Raw genomic sequence first — 16,602 nt, forward strand, 5'->3', positions numbered from 1 at the left:
GAATTAAGTTTCGCTTCTTTGAGACCTATTGCGTACTAAAACACGGCTCTGCATGATGATTGCCATAAAGAAACGAAAGATCGGCGCTGAGACGGGCCGTAGAGTGGAGTTGTCACAATGCGCATAACATTCCGTCAGCTTTTGGTTTCCTGTGTCACGATGGCCAGCCTCGTGAGCGTAAGTGCAAATGCACAGGATAACAAAGCTGCCCCCGCCTCATCCAAAGGCTCCTCAACCACCAAGGCTTCTGCCACATCGCGACATTCCAACTCTTCAAGCCCAGGCCCTTCTGTTCTGGGGCAATTCACCCCGTCGGTAGAAGAGATTTCCGTTACAACCCATTCCCTATCGGCAACGGGCGTTACGAACCGCACCCCTGGCGGCGGTCTTATGCCGCATCAGACGGCTCCACGATCCCAGAGTGGAATCACGCGTGACTTTATCGCCAAGCAGTCACCCTCTTCCAATATCACGGCACTGGTTGCGGACCTTCCTGGCGTTACCGTTTCGAGCCAGGACCCTTACGGTATTACTGGCGATCATATTCAGATGCGGGGCCTAAACCAGACGCAGATTGGCTACCTGTTCGAAGGCGCTCCCCTCGCCGATCCGATCAACTATGCGCCTTATACCAGCACGCTGGTTGATACAGAGAACCTTGGGGCTGTTACGGTTTCTCAGGGATCGCCTGACCTGAATGCACCATTCTACAATGCTGTCGGTGGGCAAATCACAGCGTCTGCTCTCAATCCATCGAAGAAAGCTGGTGGCTTTATCGATGTTGCTGGCGGGTCTTACAGCTTTAACAAAGAATTTCTTCGCCTCGAAACGGGCAATATTGGCAACTCAGGTATTCGCGGGTTCGTGTCATTCTCCCACACGAGTTATAACAATGGCGCCCGTGGCCCAGGCGGCCTATTCCGTTATCACGTCGATTCAAAGTTCGTAAAAGAGTGGGGCGACGGGAACAGCATCTCTGCAATGTTCTCCTATAACCGCCAGCAGGCAACATCATGGCGGTCCCCAACGATGGCGCAGTGGAAGCAATACGGCGTTGGCTTTGCCTATTCCCCGACGTTCTCTCCGGGCAATGCCTCTTATTACAAGCTGAACCAGCAGAACCTGAATCAGCAGCTCGTCGTCGTGCCGATGCACTTCACACTCTCAGATCACCTGCATCTCCAGGTAACACCCTACTATGTGCATCAGTTCGGCCCCTCTCTTGGTGGCGAGAACATTCCTGCGAGTGGCGGATATTACGGAACACAGCAATACGGTAATCTTGATCGTGGAACAGTTGTCAATGGCAACATCCTGACGTCCAGCCGCGATCCATGGAATCAGAAGACTGGTGGCCTCAATACTTCTGCAGACTGGAACATCAGCAGAAGCAATACCTTCTCGTTCGGCTGGTGGTACGCGTACACAACACATGAAGAGCTTTCAGATTTCACGCCAGTCAACGCAAACGGTGTGGGGCTCTCAGGTGGCGTGATTCGACTAAACGGCAAGATCTTGTCCGGTTACGACCTGAATTTCATGCAGCAGGTTAACACGCTGTTTATTGCTGACACCCAGAAGCTCCTGAACGATAAGCTCACGCTTAGCGCAGGCTTCCGGGTTGCTATGGTGTCACGTCAGGGTACCAACCTGATCCCAGGCGCTGATCCTTACAAGATGCAGGGCAACTATTTCGAGCCGCTGCCGCAGTTCTCTGCCAGCTATCAGATCACCAAGCAGGATCAGATCTATATCAACGGCACCACGTCTTTCCGTGCGCCAGAGTCTGTTGAGGCTTATTCCCAGATTTTCGATCCAAATTCCGCCCATGCTGTGATGCAGCCGCAGAGCCTGAAACCTGAATACTCGATCAGCGAAGAAATTGGCTATCGTCATCAGGACAAACTCTACAACTTTGCGATGTCACTGTTTAATATCAACATCACGAACCATCAGGTCACATCAACGGGCTACATCCCGGGTACGAACATGATGGTTGCGTCCCCGATCAATATTGGTGGGCAGACGTCTCGTGGTGTTCAGGCCGAATTTGGACTGGCGCGCTGGCACCATTTCAGCCCCTATGTGTCTGGTCAGTTCCTGCACTCCACGTTTGATAATGACTTCAACACAGGCAGCGGTCTCCTGCCGACGGCCGGCAAGATTGCGGTTGGCGCCCCGAAGTTCACTGCTGCAGTCGGCCTGAACTATGATGACGGGCACTTCTTCGGAAACTTTGATCTGCGGTATGTGGACTCCCAGTACACGACGTTCATGAACGACCAAAAGATGCCGTCGTACATTACGTCAAACATCGCACTTGGTTACCGTATGAACTCTTATGGGCGTATCAAGCACCCACAGATTCAGTTGAACCTCACCAATCTTGGCGACAACCATTATCTATCCGGTTCGAGCTACACCTCCAACGCCAAGGCCCACCTAACCTCCACGGGTGCGACCGCAAATGCCAGCGCACCAGTTTATTATGTTGGTGGCGTGTTCGCGGCGATGGTCTCGCTTTCCACAGGCTTCTAATTCCCACGACAGGCTGCTGATCACATCAATATTGGTCAGCAGCCTATTGAGAGGGCGATCTTTTGTTCAAGTTTCCCATATCGAGCCCTGCCGGGGCTTATGGATGGCGGCCTGTTCTTATCATGGCCGCCCTTTTTTTCAGCATAGGGTTTGTTACCTGGCTGAATGGACCCCTCATCACTTTTGTACAGGTTGCCTTCAACCTTAGTGACGTGGCATCCTTTCTTGTTCCCGTGTGTTTTTATCTTGCATATTTTGTCTTTCCCCTTCCGGCGACCTTGCTATCCAAGCGGATTGGCTTGCGACATGGCCTGGTTGTATCGCTGGCCATTATGGCTCTTGGCACCGGCCTGTTCGGGGAGTGTGTTAACGCACGTTGGTATGCAGGGGCGCTCAGCGGATTGACTGTGATTGGCGCAGGCCTCTCCCTCCTTCAGATCACAATCAATCCCTATGTCAGCTTCCTTGGCGATCACGACCGTGCGGCTCAGCGAATTGCCATTATGGGGGTGGCGAACAAGTTCGCAGGCATTGTAGCCCCTGCTCTGTTCGCGATTATTGTCATGCCGCACGTCGGAGACGTTGCAGCCAGCATCCATAACACACCTGCCGGACCGGAACGCGACGCTATACTTACAGGCTTTACCAATGCCGTACACACGCCTTACCGCGTGATGGCTGGCCTGCTCGGGCTGCTGGCGTTTCTTGTTGCGCGATCCTCTCTCCCTGAAATTTCAATAGAGCAAGATCTTCCGGCACGAAGTCCTGGACACCGCAGGAATTCGCTGAGACTAGCCACTGGGGTACTCGCCATGTTCCTCTACGTGGGTATTGAGGTTTTGGCAGGGGATGCGATTGGGCTTTTTGGGCGTTCTTATGGCCTCTCTCTCGATGTAACCAAGTATCTGACGGCTATGACGCTCGCATCAATGATGGCTGGATATCTTGTGGGCATGGTCGTTGTTCCGCGGTTTATTAGCCAGGAACGCTACATGATTGTGTCTTGCGTTGTTGGGGTCCTCATCTGCCTGATAGCGCTAACAACACATGGGATCGCACCCGTGTTGTGTGTAGCATTACTGGGCTTCACTAACGCCATGATCCTACCCGCCCTCTTCCCCATTGTACTCGCAGAAGCCGGTGCTGACGGCGCAAAGGCAACAGCCTTCCTGGTCATGGCCTTTTCCGGAGGCGCTGTGCTCCCTCAGATCTTTGTTCATCTGATCCCAGAACTTGGAACCACATCGGCCTTTATGGGACTAGTAATCCCCTCCTACCTCTTCATAGGGCTTTGGATGACTGTTATCCTGATAAAAACTCAGCCAACGCTCGCTAACCTTATTAAAACGCCTGCAGGAGCTCCCGAGGCATGAAAATCTTGATTTGCCCGGATGCGGCATCCGCTCGAACTGTCGCCGCCCATGTTTTGAAGCGTCAGATAGTGAAGAAACCCGCGTCCGTTCTTGGGCTCGCAACCGGGCGCACAATGGAAGCAATCTATAAGCTTCTTGTCACGGAACACCGTGAAAGCAATTTGGATTTTTCGTCCGTAACAACATTCAATCTGGATGAATATATCGGGCTAGATGCTGCGAACGAGCAGTCTTACCATTACTATATGCAAGAGCATTTGTTTTCGAAAGTTAATGTTTCGCCGAACAGCACGCACGTTCCTAATGGTGCGGCAAGTGACGTAGATGCAGAAGCCAAAAATTACGAAGCCGCTATTGCTCGGGCTGGAGGTATCGACCTTCAACTTCTTGGGTTAGGCCAAAACGGGCATATCGGGTTTAATGAACCACTTTCTTCACTGAACTGCCGAACACGCGCCATCACTCTTGCTCAGACCACGCTTGAGCAGAACGCGGAGATGTTTGGGGGCAACCCAGACAGCGTTCCCTCTCGGGCCATCACGATGGGAACAGCAACAATTCTTGAGTCACATATGGCTCTCATGGTCGTCACTGGCCCATCTAAGGCGCAAATTGCAGCACAGATGATTGAAGGGCCTGTTACTGCAGCTGTGCCAGGATCAGCATTGCAATACCATCCATCCTGCCTGGTCATTTTAGATAAAGATGCAGCATCTGCGCTCGTTGCGCGCGAAGCCATCGATTGGCAAATGAAGCACGATCCTGAACTGATGGCTCTGATGGATTGTTTATAAGTCATAGCGGGGCAAGATTTTTGTTCTCTGCCCCGTCAATTCTCATCATGTTCACGACCATAATAGAAACAGAAGACTTAATCCGGCGCAGGGTATGAACCCCGTTGCGCCGGAAATAGCAAACCTTACCTGGCGCTTTGAACCAGTGCGTGAATTCCTGGAACGATAGCAATCAGCAAACCGCTCGGCGGAATAACGCGCTCCTTTCCTGCAAAGCTTGTCGGGTCGATCAACGTCAAATCCTGTTCCGCCAGCAACTGCTGAGCCTTTTTGTGCCAGGCACGATTATGAGCTCCAGGTTCCATTGCCTCCAGCCCGATCAGTGCCAATTGAGAGAGCTGCTTAGAGACAGGCTCAGCCAACTGGAGCTGAGGCGTCGTCGCAACTTGTTCATAAGCTGCATCATTAGCTGCCCAGACACTCAAGGAGGCTCGAAGCTGAGCGGCGGCACTTTTGTCCCCTGCGGCATAGCGCTTCGCCAGAGCGTTGAATTCTATGGCCTTGAAGCTATCCGGCGAAGCAATAGAGGCTGGACTTTTGAGCATCGCATCCCCTGTGGGACCTGCCAAATGGTTCAACGCATAGTTCTGCACCGGCACAGTGACGGACGTTAGCACCGTAAGTGGAGTAATGTTGCTCGGTGTGAGTTCTGCAATCATCCGATCCGTATGCTCGCGCGCGAGAAGACCCGTGCTCTCGAGTTCATTCATGACAACGGGAAGCCTACGATACAGATCGTCAACATCCTGAACTGTTTCCGGCGACCAGAAGCGTTCAGCAATCGCTGCCGAACGCGGCCATAGCCGTGCATCCAGCATCTCATCAGATACAATTTCCGCCCACAACGGCGCTTCCCCGCCTAGAACCAGCTTGCGTTGGGCTTCGTCCAGAGGCGCCATATCCGGATCTGGAGCAAAGGCACGTTCCAGGCGATCCAACGTCTGATGACGCAGCCGCTCGGCATCTTCAGCGCTTATATTAGCCGGGCGCGTCGCATCCGGATCAACGGCATAGTGGTTGGCTGAGGAGTACAGAAGATCCAGATAGTATCCGGCAGACACTACTACCGGATGGCCAGCCTTCGTGGCAGATCCAGTCCATTTCGCGTTTCGCCAGACTTCAACCACAACATCTTTCGGAATGGGCGCTTCGCTAACTTCGTCCCAACCCATCATGATCTTGCCTTGCGCGGCCAAAGCCTTTTCAATCTTGCCCGTGAAGGCTGCCTGGAGCGCCGGGACATCCTTATAGCCATTGGCCTTCATGTAGGAGACGATCGCCGGGTTATCCAGCCACTGCTGATCCTGAACCTCGTCCCCACCCGAATGGATGTAGCGATCCGGAAAAAGCCTTCCGATCTCAGCATAGAGATTTGCTGCAAAATCAATGACCTGAGGACTGACCGGGTTCAGTGCCGCGTTATTCAGATTGGGTCTGCGGCTACAGTTCGTCGTTGTCTGCCCATCCGCTGAACTCGTCGTACATGCTCTGCCCGCGGCATCAGTCACCAACACGGGTTGTTGCGCTGCCAGCTCTGGGTAGGCTTGCAACAAGGAGAGCGTATGCCCGGGAATATCAATTTCCGGTACCACCCTGATCCCACGATCGGCAGCATATTGAACAATGCTCCGGACCTGAGATTGCGTATAATACTGGTGATGTGCGCCAACATCCTGAAGCTTCGGGTAACGAAGGCTCTGGATCCGGAAGCCGGTTCCATCACTCAGATGCCAGTGTAGAACGTTGAGCTTTGTGAGCTCCATCGCATCAAGCTGGCGCTCCATAGTCTCGACAGACATGAAATGTCGGGAGACGTCAATCATGAGACCACGCCAGGAGAACCGCGGGGCGTCCTGAATATCGCCCTCCGCAATCTGGCGCCCTGACGGACCTGCCTGCACAAGTTGCAGAAGAGTAGCGAGGCCGTGGATCACGCCAGCCGGTCCACTTGCCTCAAGTTGAATGTTCTGCCCCTTTACGGACAGACTGTATCCTTCCCGTTCATTTACCGTCAGATAAGCAGGGTCCTGCCCGGCTCGAATAAGCAGGACGGTTTTGGGTCCGCTATTATCTGAACCGCCCTGTAATTTTTCCAGTCGGCCGAGAAACCGGGCCACGGCTCGCTGTTCAAGAGGTGTGGCTTTTCCGTCCCAAACGATCTTCACGCCTTGAAAGGGAACGGATCGACCGCTCAAACTCACATGGGCGGGAACAGGCAGCAAAACCGGGCTGGAAGACAATGCCTCCTGGGATTGCGCATGCGCTTGAGACAAGGAAAATGCGCAGACACTACTGAGCAAGACCCCAGAAAGTGCGAGAGCGTGCTGAAGGCGTTTTTTCACAAACTGTTTTCCTGATCAGTTAGGAGAGATTTTCGCGGTTCACATAAAACGTCATGAGACAGGGTCTCGGAGGTGATCCGAAGACGTCATAACTGCATCAATGCGTCAGGCTCATCGATACAGTCGGGGATGATTAAGAAGGGAGATTTCTCAGCCATAATTTGGGGCAAAGTCTCTCATTCGACGTCATCTCTTCACTGCTCCCCCGAAAGATTTTTTGTATTCTTATTACGGGATAGGAATTAAATCTCTGTCAATAGATTTTCATGTTGCATTAACGACGCCCGAGATTGTTTAGGCGAAAAACTTAATCAAGAGCGGATAAAGCCCCTCTCGAGGCCCTAATTTGGGTTCACACACACCATAATTTTGAAGCTCGTGAATGACTTATAAAACGATGCGTCCATCGTTTTGCGTCAGTCGTTTGCTCGACTAAATATGGTGATCCTCCTCGCTTCATCATGAGAGCACTGCCTGTAGAAAAACGAAGATGCATGATTTTTGAATCAAGGAAATCATTGCCGTGACATGTTTCCCTTGGGAGGAAAGAGAGGCAACCATTTGTACAGTCAAAGACGGAAAAGAATGCTGTCTTTTATGGATACAACAACCACCTGCAATGAATTTGCACAAAAATAATAGCAAATAATAGATATATATATTCTGATTTCACATATATTTTATCAAAAAAATAGGTTTGTATTTCGATATAAGCAAAGTAAATAATTATGTATCCGCAATAAGCCTCGCGCGATAAATATGAAATCACCAGAATATTACTTTCTAGAATTTCAAAAAATTCTAATGTCCACCACAACGTTCGTGGCCAGTTCATCCGGCTTCTACTCTTGCCGGAAATGTTCTGTATCACTTCCTTGTGCCTGACTCCTATAAAGGGGGCGAGAAAATCAATGGCGTCTAAATCTGAAATTCTGATTGTTGGTGGTGGCGTTGCAGGCCTAGCCCTCGCGACGCGGCTTGGAAAAGCCATGGGAAAACCGGGAAAAGCCCGCATCACGCTGATCGACAAAAGCTTTTCCCATGTTTGGAAACCAATGCTCCACTGCTTTGCGTCAGGCACGGTGGGAAACGAAAACGACCGTATCAATTTCATCACTCAGGCCAGCGGCCATCATTTCGAGTTCTGGCCTGGAGAAGTTGTATCACTTGATCGAGAAAAGCATGAAGTTGTCCTCAGCCCTCTTCATGCTTCCGATGGGACGGTGGTATTGGAAAGCCGAACCATTAAGTATGACACCATAGTCATCGCTATTGGCAGTTGCGCCAATGATTTCGGCACACCAGGCGTCAAGGAACATTGTCTTTCCATTGATAATCTGGTCGAAGCAAATGCTTTCAATGAAAAATTCCGAATGGAGCTTCTACGATCATTCGCGAATAATTCGGAACTGGATATTGCAATTGTTGGCGGCGGAGCAACGGGCACCCAACTCGCCGCAGAATTACACAAGGCGCTCGAAATAGTCGGGCCTTATAACCTCCATGCTTTTGGCAAACCGCCACCAAAACTGCGTGTCACTCTCCTCCAGTCAGGGCCACGTATTCTCCCGGCCTTTCCGGAATCAGTGTCCGCAGCCGCCCAACAGGAACTGGAACGGATTGGGGTAACGGTTCGAACATCAGCACGTGTCGCGGGGGCCAACTCAACAGGTTTCATCCTGAAGGACGGCTCTCAAGTCTCGGCAAAGCTTCGGGTCTGGGCTGCAGGTGTAAAGGCTCCTGAAGTTACGACAACTTATGGCGGCCTTGCTTTAAACAAAACTGGGCAAATTCTGGTCAATCCCAACCTGTCTTCAATTGCAGATGACAGGATCTTTGCCATGGGAGACTGCTCATTCATTGAGAATGATCCCCTTCCCGCAACCGCGCAGGTTGCCCGACAGCAGGCTCGGCATCTCGCACGTTACCTGCCTGCCTGGATCGAGAAGGGTCAGAAGGTTCCAGCCTGTATTTTCCATAATAAGGGCGCCATTGTTGCCCTGGGCAAATACAACGGCTGGGCAGCCCTCCCCGGAGGCACCGTGTGGGGTGGCGGCGTGTCTCATGGTTTATCAGCGAGGCTTGGACACCTGATGCTCTACAGAAAGCATCAAGTCGAAATTTTTGGCCTCTATCGCGGTCTGATCTCTTGTTATTCGGATTGGGTGGAGGGTTTCGTACGACCTTCTGTGCGACTGGACTAAACGCCGCCATTAGCGGTTCAAGAGCCCCCGGATAACATTTGCGCCACGACGCGCTGCCCCCGGAGAACGATCACCAAGCGACTTATCAGCCATTTCTTTTTGTCGGTCACGGTACAGTCTATGGCGTTCGGGCGCGGCGCGGATGACATTTAGAAGATCTCTAGGATCATCAACGACATCTCCGAAGTGCCAGTGCGCAAAATCAGGATTGTTTCGCCAATCAATCTGATGAGCATTCAGGAAAACGCACGGCCGAGGCGTCTCCAAAAATTCGTAAACCTGACTACTCACATCCCCTACGTAAATATCAGCGGCAGATGTGTACGTCATATCGACACACCGCTCAGATCCGGTGTCGATTAATATTTGAGAATTGCTTCGCCCGTTCCAGCTATCTCGAACTAATTGTCTGCGCCGCCTGAACATCTTTGTATGCGGTGCAACAATCAAATTAAAATCAGACTGCTTGGAAAACTGCTCAAGCAGAGGCTCAATAAACCGTTTCCAGGATGACAGCCCCCTCGCCTTATGAGCATTGTAAAGCACCGTTGGGCGTTGAATAGAAAAGAACCGTGTTACATCGGGAAAGAGCTTGCAGGTCTCAAGCTTGACTGATCCGATCACTGAATGATTTTCAGGCTTGATCAGCGCGTTTTCCAGCATTCTTTGAGCCGATTTTTGGCCCGACAGAAGAACATGATCAAATGCTTTGACTTCGCTGGTGAAGCCACGCGCGCGATCACCGCAGCCATGTGGAATATAGATCAATTGAGGAGACGAAATGCCAAGTCGCCTCGCGGATGCAACAGTATCCTCAACCGTTACAATGGCATCGTATCGATCCAGCTCCGCAGCATTATCGCGCAGCACCATATCCTTGAACATTCCCAAGATACGGATGGACTGCATCGCAGCAGTCGGCAACGATCGACGAAGTGGCCGATACTCCATTTCAGGAGCTCCAGCCGCGTAACGAACTCTTTCTAGGTGATAAGGTGTTTCCGGATCGTTGTAAAAGTTTGTAATATTGACTTTATCAGATTGAGCTAATTCCAGCGCAATTGCCGCAGCGTGATAACACTGATAAGATTCAGCAATGTACAGAAATGCAACGTTCTTCATGTCTAAATATATAGTTTTCTCTCATTTGGTAAGCAAGCACCATTGAATACCATGCCACGAGAAAACGGATTACTGAAACGTACGCTGTCAAATCTTGCATGGCTCCTGGCAGGCAAAGGCGTTGGCGCAGTTCTGAGTCTGATTTATCTGGGACTGGCCGTTCGAACGCTGAAGAGCGAAGGTTTTGGCCAGTTCACCCTCGTGTTCAGCACAGCCCAGGCCATCGCTGCGTTCGTCAGTTTTCAGACGTGGCAAATTATTATCCGGTATGGCGTGCGTCACGTAACGGCACAGGATGAAAGCGCCCTTTCGCGCCTTACAGGGTTCTGTATCGGCCTTGATGTGTCTGGGGGCATAGCCGGATGCCTCATTTCATGGGGCGGGGTTACTCTTTTGGGCCCGCTGCTTGGTTGGTCCAATGCCCTGTCCAATGCCGCACTTGCGTTCTGCTTTGTTATCCTACTGTCAGTCCGGTCCACCGCTGTTGGTCTGCTGCGGCTGCACGACCGTTTCGGTGTAGGAGCCATGGCTGATGCTGTTACCCCGATCGCACGGTTTATTGGTGCGATTGCTGCAACCTTGTGGCATCCAACGGTAACAGGCTTTCTTATCGCCTGGGCTATCGCCGATATTATAACAGCAGTCGCTTACTGGGTGTGCGTCTTGCGGACCATGCCACGATCTCTTCGCATGAGTGATCTCCGGCAAGGGTGGCAAGCCCCGCGAGAGAACCCGGGGATTTGGCGTTTCACATGGCTTACTAATCTGAATTCAATCATCGGGACAGGCTGCAATAATATCGTATTACTGCTTGTCGGTATTTTTACAGGTGCCACTGACGCAGGCCATTACCGCTTGGCTTATCAGCTCAGCCAGGCACTTGTCCGCGTATCAGAAATGTTCTCCCGAGCGGTATTGCCAGAGCTTGCCCGTGCTCATGCCAGTCAGGAAGCTGATAATATAAGACTATTACTTCGCCGTTCGACTGGTCTCGCAATCGTCGTAACGGTGGTTATCGCGGTAGCTCTTGCGGCCGGGGGGCGTCCGGTTCTTCAGTTAGTGGCCGGACATGCTTATTTAACGGCGTTCCCTTTACTCGTGATCCTTGGCATTGCCGCCTCCCTGGACCTTATAGGCGTAAGCTTTGAACCAGCCCTTATTGCGACTGGCCACGCAGGCCGGGCACTTCAGGTTCGCATTGCCCGAACAGGGGTTTTGTTCGCAACGCTTGCTGTTCTGATGCCATATCTTGGCACTATGGGCGCCGCCTTGGGCATGGTAGCTTCAGCAATTCTTGGCCTTGGGCTTTCTGCCATTACAACCAGAAAGGCGCTGGCAAAGGCCCAGAAACTCTCTGATACGCTCACCGACAGGCCTTGAACGGAAATCTTACTCAGCCATCTGGTCAGAGCGGGAAAGAGAGAGTAGCACATCCGGTATGGATCGCCGGATCAGGAACTCAGCATATCTATTGGGCTTTTGGCCCTTGGTGCTGCTTGCCTTATTGGCACGGCTGACGTTTGGTAGCCTTGTAACGACCTCGTCAGTCGTTGACGATTCCTTAAACGAACTCAAAAAATTAAGCATTTTCTGTGCGCCGCAGGATGCCTCGTCCGATCCAGGCACACATCATCATCAGAACAATCAACAGGACGATGCGTTCCTGCTGTCTGATGCTCTGGATCTTTTCCAGCTAACAATCGCTTTCTGCACGCTCGTAGCGTTGAGCATGGCGTTCGTTCACCGCGTCTGGATGTTTGCGCCAATTCGCGGGCCACCTACTCCCGAACGCACCTCTCAATGCCCCCAGGGCCCTCCCTTCTGATCTGAACTGCAAAAGCCACTCGCCTGCAACACGCACGCGGGTTTTCGTGCTGTCTATCCAGGTTCAGACCAATGCCTCACTCTATGTATCGCTCTTCCCACCTGCTTGCAGGCGTGATGACCTGCGCCGTCCTCTGCTTCTCTCCTGCCATGTCTGCCCCCCTCCGGCATGAGAGAGGTACGTCTCTCAAAGACAATCGCCGCAAACCTCAATCTCTTCCTAAACAATCCTCACCTCTTACCAAACCTGAAGTTATTACCGTCACGGCAGCCAATCATGCGCCGGCGACAAGCCATCCGGCCGGGCAGACGACTTACAGTTCAGACCGAAGCAATTTTGGTAATCAGGTGGGACAAAGCGTCGCGGACATGGTGGTTACCATTCCAGGCGTCAGTTTCACCCAAGGCAATGGGCCGCGTGATACAGTCGTTTCTGTCCGCGGGTCGGGAGATCGGCAATCCTATGGGCTAAAAAACCTGCAGGTGCTGGAAGACGGCTTTCCCATGACGCAACCAGACGGCACAGCAAGAGCCGATCTGATTGACCCTCATGCTTATCAGGGGATGGACGTGTTTGAAGGGCCGGCGTCTACCCTTTACGGAAATTATGCGATCAATGGTGCAATCAATTTCCGAACCCGCAAGGGCACGGACATCCACGGGCTGGAATTAGGATCGGATTTCGGCAGCTTCGGTATGTTTAACAACTACGCGACGCTCGGACTTGGAAACCAGCGTTATGACCTTATGGTATTCGCGAGCGATGTCCGTGGAAATGGGTCTATCGCTAACAGTCGCTACAATACGTCAACAGAAAACGTCCGACTTCGGGTCAATCTGACATCTTCAGACCGTCTCATCCTGAAGTTCGTCAACAACGTGACAGACGCGTCCCTACCTGTTCGCCTGTCTTTGAACCAGTATCACGCAAATCCTTATCAGAATGGATGTTACAATACATCCAATTCCCGCGCTGGGTGCGCTTCTGTGAACCTGCTGGTTAATGGTCGGTATGGCGGCAAAGTTGCCATGAGTCCCGAGGCTGCTGGTCTGGGTCGCTTTGATCGCCGTACCGTTACAGGCCTCCGTTGGGAGCATGATTTTAATGAGCAGACGACCTGGCGCAACCAGTTCACATACGATCAGCGCCACGTAGACCAACCCACCTCACCAACGTCTTTCGTAGGCCCCTACAACTCGTATAACGTCAGCAGCGACGTTACCAATCACGCCCGGATCGGGGCAACATCTCTCGATACATTCGGCGGACTGAGTTTTGATTATCTCGACTACGGATATCAGACGTACAACATCATGCCGTTAGGCGGTGCCACGCGAGGTGCCATGAGTTCTGCTTCCTACGGACATCAATCAAATATCGGCGCACGTTTCCAGGAAGACTGGCACTTTGCGCCCGGTTGGCATGCTGTTGTTGGACTAGGAGGTACATACTCAGATATCGGTGCCACTGAGACGTTATACGGATATTCAGCATCTGGCATGAACAGCCAATACGTCACCGCCAACCGGTTCTACTTCAATCTCGCGCCTGAAGGTGCTCTGATTTATGATCCGAGCGAACACTGGACTTTCCATACACGCGTTGGCACGGCTTATGGCACACCGTCATCTTCCAATTTCTTCATCACGCCCCAAGGGCAATATGGAAATAATACGCAACTAAAGAGCCAGACGAGTGTCGGAGTTGACCTCGGCGCGGACTGGCACCCCACAGCCACAACACATCTTCAGGTCACGGGATTTTACGAGTTTTACAACAATGAACTCGTCAATCAGTCTGCAGGCGTCAACGCCGTTGGGGCCTACACATTCAACGCTCCTGCCTCACAGCATCGCGGTATTGTTTTGGGTGCTGACTGGAAGCCTCTTCCCCATACCCTGCCCGGTGGACGGATCTCGCTCAACTATACCTATGATAATCAGGTCTACACAAAATATACGGAAGTTCTTTCCAATAGCACTGCCTCAAAGCGTTTCAGCCGGAGTGGAAAATACATCCCGGGCGTCATTCCCAACTTCCTGAATGCCCGTTTCCTTTACGATCAGCCTTCTGGCCCTTTAGAGGGCGTTGGGGGATATGCAGAAGTCACCTGGCGTGATGCCTATTGGCTAGACAATGCCAACCGCCTGAAAGCGCTCGGATATGCCCTTCTAAATCTGGAGATGCATTACGATCCCCCCGCGCGGATGGGGTGGGCGCATCGCCTGCACTGGTATTTCGAAGTACAGAACGTCACGAACCAGACCTATGTGTCAGGCGCCACGAATATCAGCGATCAGTTGCAGGCAAACGGGCAAGAAGCGACGGCAGCCACACTGATGAATAGCACTGGATCGATTTATGCGGGCTCCCCCCGGGCATATTTCGGCGGCTTACGGATAAAACTGTGATGCGCACGAATATAAAACATTATCTGGCTTCCCTTGGGCCAGACCACCTTACGGTATGGCGATGGCATTTCTTTGCGGGACTGTTTTGTCTGCCCTTTGTCGCTCTTTTGTGTCTCACAGGAAGCATTTACCTGTTCAAACCACAAATTGAAGGATGGATTGACTGGAAATACGATCACCTTCCAGCAGCAATAGCCTCATCGCCTCATGAGGACGTCACTTCTGCTCTGAAAGCTGTGCCCGGCGGCAGTTTTCTCGCATACGAACTTCCTACATCCCCACACAGTGCTGCCCGCATTCTGGTCAATCGTGCCGATGGTGAGGCCGTGCGAGTTTATGTGGAACGGAACCACCATGCCGTCCTGAAAACCGTGCTCGAAGAGGATCGGTTTGAGCGATTGGTTTTCAAACTCCATGGGCAGCTTTTACTGGGCAATCTGGGCTCAGTTATCATGGAGATGGTTGCATCATGGACGATCGTGCTTGTGGTATCGGGCCTCTGGTTATGGTGGCCGAGAAATCAACGCGGCTTGGCTGGCGTGCTCTATCCGCGCCTTCATCAGACCGGGCGGGCACGCTGGAGGGATCTGCATGCTGTGACAGGCGTCTGGGTTTCCATCGTGCTGACACTGTTTCTGATATCGGGCCTTCCCTGGTCTTATGTCTGGGGACATGTCCTTCTTTCTGCCGAGAATACTGTCGGCCACATCACATCAGTGAAAGACTGGGAAATTGGAGCGGTGCCGGCCCAAGAGACGATAGCCGGTCACCCAATGATCTCACATCATGAAGACATGCCCGGAATGGACATGTCAGAGGATATGCCGTCACAGGTGAACTTGGACGGCCTGAATAATGTTTCCCGCACAGCAGAAAAGCTGTCCCTTGCTGCTCCTGTTCTTATCACGTCCCCCGCAGGATCTGACGATGTATGGACCGTTAGATCCGACGCCCAGAACCGGCCCCTCAGGGAAAGTGTGAAAGTGATGGGAGACGGGCATATTATTGCGAGAGAACCTTTCTCCCGGAAGGCAGCCATTGACCGTGCCATAGGATATGGTGTTGCGGCGCATGAGGGGCATCTGTTCGGTTGGGCAAACCAGTTGCTCAACCTTCTAGTCGCCCTCGGCCTCCTGCTGATGAGTTGTGCCGCAACGGTCCTGTGGTTCAAACGTCGGCCCGAGGGGAAATTTGGAGCACCGCCCGTTCTTCCATCGTCTAGAATGGGTCTAATTGCGATCGGGGTGCTTTGCATCCTTGGCATTCTGTTACCCGAGTTGGGCATATCTCTGATCTGCATAGCAGTGGCTGGAAAGCTCTCGCGTTTGAAAGCATCACGAGGGAGCAGGCAAGAGACGCTTTAAATCTGTCGCTATCTGATGTGCGCTGGAATCAACGGGTATCATCCCGATCAGATGGTTCCGACCGTCCATCAGGTAGAGCAACGAGCTGTGGTCAATCAGGTATTCAGGCCCCATGCCAGAATGATGCTGCATCTTTACGTGAAAGGCTTCCATAACAGGCTGAATCTGCGCAGCCGTGCCTGTCAGCCCGATGATCCTGGGAGAAAAATTCTCTACGTAATCCTCAACGACTTTCGGGGTATCGCGTGTCGGATCAACGGAGATGAAAATGGGAGTTACAGATTTACCCAGCACGCTGAGCTCATCGAGAGCTGACGAAACTGTTTCAAGCGTCAAAGGGCAGACATCTACACAGTGCGTGTAGCCAAAATAAATCAGGGTATAACGTCCTGCAAAATCTGACTGACTAACGGGGCGTCCTTGCCCGTCAATCAATGCGTAAGGGCCGCCAACTGCTATAGTATGATGTGAGGTCAGAAAGATCCTAAATGCTGTAGCGCCCGCTAGCAACGCAAACGTAATGCTGACAATCAGCACAAGAGCTTTTCTGTCCTGCCGCAAAGGGGCGGCAGCTCTCTTGGCAGGAATTTTCTTGCGGGTCGGACGCCGTTTCATGGGGCATTCATAGC

Annotated in this window: 11 protein-coding genes; 8 read left to right on the top strand and 3 right to left on the bottom strand. The window is 52.2% G+C overall.

The window, feature by feature from the left end; translation table 11 throughout:
* Window positions 1-117: 117 nt before the first annotated feature.
* From ABDK75_RS07645 to nagB, 3 genes are all read left to right on the top strand, one after another.
* Window positions 118-2,538, top strand: coding sequence for a TonB-dependent receptor domain-containing protein (locus ABDK75_RS07645; protein ID WP_346005436.1), 2,421 nt, complete (start codon window positions 118-120; stop codon window positions 2,536-2,538).
* 122 nt (window positions 2,539-2,660) lie between these two features.
* Window positions 2,661-3,911 carry a glucose/galactose MFS transporter gene (gluP, locus tag ABDK75_RS07650; RefSeq protein ID WP_346005437.1) on the top strand — a complete coding sequence of 417 codons (1,251 nt, stop codon included), beginning with the start codon at window positions 2,661-2,663 and terminating at the stop codon, window positions 3,909-3,911.
* Window positions 3,908-4,705, top strand: coding sequence for a glucosamine-6-phosphate deaminase (gene nagB / locus ABDK75_RS07655; RefSeq protein WP_346005438.1), 798 nt, complete (start codon window positions 3,908-3,910; stop codon window positions 4,703-4,705). The genes gluP and nagB overlap by 4 nt, the downstream gene beginning before the upstream one ends.
* A 125-nt stretch (window positions 4,706-4,830) precedes the next feature.
* Here nagB and ABDK75_RS07660 read toward each other — a convergent pair whose 3' ends face one another.
* Window positions 4,831-7,047, bottom strand: a complete 2,217-nt coding sequence (locus tag ABDK75_RS07660) for a family 20 glycosylhydrolase (RefSeq protein ID WP_346005439.1) — start codon at window positions 7,045-7,047, stop codon at window positions 4,831-4,833.
* A gap of 911 nt (window positions 7,048-7,958) precedes the next feature.
* Between ABDK75_RS07660 and ABDK75_RS07665 the strand changes: the two genes are divergently transcribed.
* A complete protein-coding gene (locus ABDK75_RS07665) occupies window positions 7,959-9,251 on the top strand; it encodes an NAD(P)/FAD-dependent oxidoreductase (RefSeq protein ID WP_099212942.1) in 1,293 nt (430 codons plus the stop codon).
* Between the two features lie 9 nt (window positions 9,252-9,260).
* Here the strand turns inward: ABDK75_RS07665 and ABDK75_RS07670 are convergent, their stop codons facing one another.
* On the bottom strand, window positions 9,261-10,373 hold the full coding sequence (locus ABDK75_RS07670; protein WP_339407733.1) for a CDP-glycerol glycerophosphotransferase family protein: 1,113 nt from the start codon (window positions 10,371-10,373) through the stop codon (window positions 9,261-9,263).
* A gap of 51 nt (window positions 10,374-10,424) precedes the next feature.
* Here ABDK75_RS07670 and ABDK75_RS07675 point away from each other — a divergent pair, with 51 nt between their 5' ends.
* From ABDK75_RS07675 to ABDK75_RS07690, 4 genes are all read left to right on the top strand, one after another.
* Window positions 10,425-11,753 carry an oligosaccharide flippase family protein gene (locus ABDK75_RS07675; RefSeq protein WP_346005440.1) on the top strand — a complete coding sequence of 443 codons (1,329 nt, stop codon included), beginning with the start codon at window positions 10,425-10,427 and terminating at the stop codon, window positions 11,751-11,753.
* Window positions 11,754-11,811: 58 nt separating this feature from the next.
* Window positions 11,812-12,198 carry a hypothetical protein gene (locus ABDK75_RS07680; protein ID WP_346005441.1) on the top strand — a complete coding sequence of 129 codons (387 nt, stop codon included), beginning with the start codon at window positions 11,812-11,814 and terminating at the stop codon, window positions 12,196-12,198.
* A gap of 71 nt (window positions 12,199-12,269) precedes the next feature.
* Complete coding sequence (locus ABDK75_RS07685; protein ID WP_346005442.1) at window positions 12,270-14,609, top strand: TonB-dependent receptor domain-containing protein; 2,340 nt, start codon at window positions 12,270-12,272, stop codon at window positions 14,607-14,609.
* Window positions 14,609-15,973: a PepSY domain-containing protein gene (locus ABDK75_RS07690; RefSeq protein WP_346005443.1), complete on the top strand. Its 1,365-nt coding sequence runs from the start codon at window positions 14,609-14,611 to the stop codon at window positions 15,971-15,973. The genes ABDK75_RS07685 and ABDK75_RS07690 overlap by 1 nt, the downstream gene beginning before the upstream one ends.
* Here ABDK75_RS07690 and ABDK75_RS07695 read toward each other — a convergent pair.
* Entirely contained in the window at window positions 15,944-16,588 is a 645-nt protein-coding gene (locus tag ABDK75_RS07695) for an SCO family protein (RefSeq protein ID WP_346005444.1), read from the bottom strand. The two genes, ABDK75_RS07690 and ABDK75_RS07695, sit on opposite strands and share 30 nt — an antisense overlap.
* Window positions 16,589-16,602 lie beyond the last annotated feature (14 nt).

Source organism: Gluconobacter sp. OJA, assembly GCF_039638325.1.
GTDB lineage: Bacteria > Pseudomonadota > Alphaproteobacteria > Acetobacterales > Acetobacteraceae > Gluconobacter > Gluconobacter cerinus.

Coding starts and splice junctions, on each gene's coding strand:
- ABDK75_RS07645 (WP_346005436.1), top strand. CDS start 118: ATGCGCATAACATTCCGTCAGCTTTTGGTTTCCTGTGTCACGATGGCC.
- gluP (WP_346005437.1), top strand. CDS start 2,661: ATGGCCGCCCTTTTTTTCAGCATAGGGTTTGTTACCTGGCTGAATGGA.
- nagB (WP_346005438.1), top strand. CDS start 3,908: ATGAAAATCTTGATTTGCCCGGATGCGGCATCCGCTCGAACTGTCGCC.
- ABDK75_RS07665 (WP_099212942.1), top strand. CDS start 7,959: ATGGCGTCTAAATCTGAAATTCTGATTGTTGGTGGTGGCGTTGCAGGC.
- ABDK75_RS07670 (WP_339407733.1), bottom strand. CDS start 10,373: ATGAAGAACGTTGCATTTCTGTACATTGCTGAATCTTATCAGTGTTAT.
- ABDK75_RS07675 (WP_346005440.1), top strand. CDS start 10,425: ATGCCACGAGAAAACGGATTACTGAAACGTACGCTGTCAAATCTTGCA.
- ABDK75_RS07680 (WP_346005441.1), top strand. CDS start 11,812: ATGGATCGCCGGATCAGGAACTCAGCATATCTATTGGGCTTTTGGCCC.
- ABDK75_RS07685 (WP_346005442.1), top strand. CDS start 12,270: ATGCCTCACTCTATGTATCGCTCTTCCCACCTGCTTGCAGGCGTGATG.
- ABDK75_RS07690 (WP_346005443.1), top strand. CDS start 14,609: ATGCGCACGAATATAAAACATTATCTGGCTTCCCTTGGGCCAGACCAC.
- ABDK75_RS07695 (WP_346005444.1), bottom strand. CDS start 16,588: ATGAAACGGCGTCCGACCCGCAAGAAAATTCCTGCCAAGAGAGCTGCC.